This is a genomic window from Microbispora sp. ATCC PTA-5024, assembly GCF_000511135.2.
Classification (GTDB): domain Bacteria; phylum Actinomycetota; class Actinomycetes; order Streptosporangiales; family Streptosporangiaceae; genus Microbispora; species Microbispora corallina.
In genome coordinates, this window is sequence record NZ_KI866522.1 from 802,968 (window position 1) to 806,397 (window position 3,430).

4 protein-coding genes are annotated in these 3,430 nt (G+C 75.5%); all 4 read left to right on the plus strand.

The window, feature by feature from the left end; all coding sequences use genetic code 11:
- On the plus strand, positions 1-717 hold a 717-nt coding region (locus tag MPTA5024_RS41790; RefSeq protein ID WP_198166934.1), incomplete at its 5' end, for an MFS transporter.
- Between the two features lie 126 nt (positions 718-843).
- Positions 844-1,665 carry a metallophosphoesterase family protein gene (locus MPTA5024_RS03685; RefSeq protein ID WP_036319865.1) on the plus strand — a complete coding sequence of 274 codons (822 nt, stop codon included), beginning with the start codon at positions 844-846 and terminating at the stop codon, positions 1,663-1,665.
- Positions 1,666-1,809: 144 nt separating this feature from the next.
- Positions 1,810-2,445 (plus strand): 4'-phosphopantetheinyl transferase family protein, encoded by a 636-nt coding sequence (locus tag MPTA5024_RS03690; protein WP_036319867.1) that lies wholly within the window; start codon positions 1,810-1,812, stop codon positions 2,443-2,445.
- A 183-nt stretch (positions 2,446-2,628) separates the two neighbouring features.
- Complete coding sequence (locus tag MPTA5024_RS03695) at positions 2,629-3,396, plus strand: VOC family protein (RefSeq protein WP_036319869.1); 768 nt, start codon at positions 2,629-2,631, stop codon at positions 3,394-3,396.
- Positions 3,397-3,430: the final 34 nt, after the last annotated feature.

Genomic DNA, 3,430 nt, shown 5'->3' on the forward strand with positions numbered 1-3,430 from the left:
GGGACCGAGGGGTGGACCCGGCCGGTCCCCCTCGCGGCCCTCGCCGCGGCGGCGCTCGCCTTCGCCCTGCTGGCCTGGGTCGAGCGGCGGGTGGCCCGGGACCCGGCCCGGTCGCCGGTGCTGCCGCCCGCGCTGCTCGCGGCCGGCCGCGTCCGCGCCGGTCTCGTCACCGGCCTCATGGCGACCTTCCTCGTGTACGGCCTGCTGTTCGCGCTGACCCAGTGGCTCCAGGAGGACGCCGGGATGAGCCCGCTGCGGACCGGCCTCACCCTGCTGCCGCTGACCCTGCCGATGGGTTTCATGCCGTTCGTCACCGGGCGGCTGGTGGCCCGAGCCGGAGCCCGGCCGGTGATGCTCGCCGGGCTGGCCGCCGACGCCGTGGGCGGGGCGCTGCTCCTCCCGGCGGGCGCGCACGGGCCCATCCCGCTGATCGTCGCCGCCCAGGCCGCGCTGGGCCTCGGGAGCACGCTGGCCATCCCGGCGGCCATCGCCGACATGGCCGGGGCCGCTCCTCCCGCGCTCGCGGCCACCGCGCAGGGGGCGCTCAACGCCGCCCGGCAGGCCGGCGCGGCCCTCGGCGTGGCGGTGCTCGGGACGCTCCCCACGCTGCCCGCCGCGGGCGCCGTCCTCGCGGGCGGAGCCTGCCTCGCCCTCGTCGTCGCCGCGCTCGCCGGAGGCCGTACGGCCCGGGACACGGGACTTTTGATTTCCCGCTGACGATCCCCCACAATCAGGAATGATCCGGACGGCGAGAGGGGCGCACGCGATGCGGGAGACGGGGGCGGAGCGGCTCCCCCGCGGGTCGTCCCCGGTCGCCGTGCCGCCGCCGACGACGGAGGTGGCCTGATCCCCGGCCTGTACGGCATCAGCGACCTGCACGTCGGCCACCCCGAGAACCGGGAGATCGTCGAGTCACTGCGGCCCGTCTCACGGGACGACTGGCTGATCGTGGCGGGGGACGTCGCGGAGACCCCGGCCGACGTGGGATGGGCGCTCGGCACGCTCGCGGCCCGCTTCGCCCGGGTGATCTGGGCCCCCGGCAACCACGAGCTCTGGACCACGGCCGACGACCCCGTGCGCCTGCGGGGCGCCGCCCGGTACGACCACCTGGTCGGCCTCTGCCGCGACCTCGGCGTCGCCACCCCCGAGGATCCGTACCCGGTGTGGGACGGGCCGGGCGGACCCGTCGCGGTCGCCCCGCTGTTCGTGCTGTACGACTACAGCTTCCGCCCGGCCGGCGCCGCGACCAGGGAGGAGGCCCTCGCCGCGGCCTTCGCGGCCCGCGTCGTGGGCACGGACGAGTTCCTCCTCCACCCCGATCCGTACGAGAGCCGGGACGCCTGGTGCCACGCCCGGGTGGCCGAGACCGAGCGCCGGCTCTCCGCGACCGATCTGCCGACCGTCCTCGTCAACCACTTCCCCCTGGTCAGGGAGCCGACGCTGGTCCTGCATCACCCGGAGTTCGCCCTGTGGTGCGGCACCGACCGCACGGCCGACTGGCACGTCCGGTTCCGGGCGGCCGCCGTGGTGTACGGCCATCTGCACATCCCGCGGACCACCTGGCACGACGGCGTCCGCTTCGAGGAGGTCTCGCTGGGCTATCCGAGGGAGTGGCGGACCCGGCCGGACGGGCCGTCGCGGCCGCGGGCGGTGCTCGTCCCGTGATCGAGCGCATCCACCCCGAATCGGCCGCGACCAGGGAGCGGCCGACCCGGCCGCGGGCGGTCCCCGTCCCATGATCGAGCGCATCCACCCCGAATCGGCCGCGACCAGGGAGCGGCCGACCCGGCCGCGGGCGGTCCCCGTCCCATGATCGAGCGCATCCTCCCCGACTGGGCGGCCACGGCCGAGGAGTTCGGCGACGTGCCGGAGGACACGCTGTTCCCCGAGGAGCGGCCGCTGGTCGCGCGGGCCACGGGGATGCGGCGACGGGAGTTCGTCACCGGGCGGCACTGCGCGCGGCGGGCGCTGTCCCGGCTCGGCGTGCCCCCGGGGCCGATCCCGCGCGGCGAGCGGGGCGCGCCCGTATGGCCGCCCGGGACGGTGGGCAGCATCACGCACTGCTCCGGGTACCGCGCCGCGGCGGTGGCCGAGGGGCGGGTCGCGGCCGCGATCGGCATCGACGCCGAGCCCCACGGGCCGCTCCCCTCCGGGGTGCTGCCGACCGTCGCCTCCCCCGGCGAGATCGCGGCGCTGGGCGCGCTCGGTCCCGGGGCGTGCTGGGACAGGATCCTGTTCAGCGCCAAGGAGGCCGTCTACAAGGTGTGGTTCCCCCTCACCCGGCGGTGGCTGGACTTCGCCCAGGCCGTGGTCGAGATCGACCCGGACGGGGGCTTCACGGCGTCCCTCCTGGTCGCGGACCCCGCGATGGGCAGGCGCACGCTCGACGGCCGCTGGCTCGTGTCGGACGGCCTGGTCGCCACCGCCATCGCGCTTCCGCGGTGAATTCCCCTGGCCGCCACGCCGCTTGACCCCGCGCTTACCGGTTTTTTGCCCGCGCGAGGTGTGCCGGGGCTCGCCCTGTCGTTTGGATTGCTCCTCGGGTCCCCGGAAATTGTCGGTCGGCCCTGCGAGGCTGTGGCCCGGACCGCGAGAGCCGGCACGAGGACCATCGGACGAGGAACCGCCATGCTCACCACGCAGTACGTCACCGGAGCTCCCAACTGGATCGACCTCGGGACGCCCGACACCGAGGCCGCCGTCGCCTTCTACACGCGGCTGCTCGGCTGGGAGTACCAGTCGGCCGGCCCCGATTCGGGCGGATACGGCTTCTTCCACGTCGGCGGGAAGACCGTCGCCGCGGTCGGCCCCCTCATGGACGAGGGCGCCTCCTCGGCCTGGGTTCTCTACTTCCAGACCCCCGACGCCGACGCCACGGCCAAGGCCGTGCGGGAGGCGGGCGGCGTCGTCCGGTTCGAGCCGTTCGACGTCTTCACCAACGGCCGGATGGGCGGCTTCACCGATCCCGGCGGCGCCGAGTTCGCCGTCTGGCAGCCGGGCGAGACCAAGGGCCTCGACGCGGTGCGCGTGCCCGGGTCGCTGGCCTGGACCGAGCTCTACGTGCCCGACCCGAGCGCCGTCCGCCCGTTCTACCAGGCCGTCTTCGACTGGCGGGTGGAGGAGACCCCGTTCGGCGACGCCACCTACATCGTGCTGTCGACCGCCGAGGGCCAGGAGCCCGACTTCGGCGGCGTCATGCCGCTCCAGCCGGGCGACCGGCCGCACTGGCTCGTCTACTTCGAGGTCGCCGACAGCGACGCCGCGGTGGAGAACGCCCGCGAGCTGGGCGGCGAGGTGATCGTGCCCCCGATGAGCGTCGAGGGCGTCGGCCGGTTCGCCATCCTCACCGACCCGTTCGGCGCGCGGTTCGCCGTCATCACCAGCGTCACCACCTGACCCCCCGCCCTCCCCCGGCTCTGACCCGCCCTGA

Excerpts from the sequence above, each read along its gene's own strand:
- MPTA5024_RS03695 (WP_036319869.1), top strand. The coding sequence starts at position 2,629 with ATGCTCACCACGCAGTACGTCACCGGAGCTCCCAACTGGATCGACCTC.
- MPTA5024_RS03690 (WP_036319867.1), top strand. The coding sequence starts at position 1,810 with ATGATCGAGCGCATCCTCCCCGACTGGGCGGCCACGGCCGAGGAGTTC.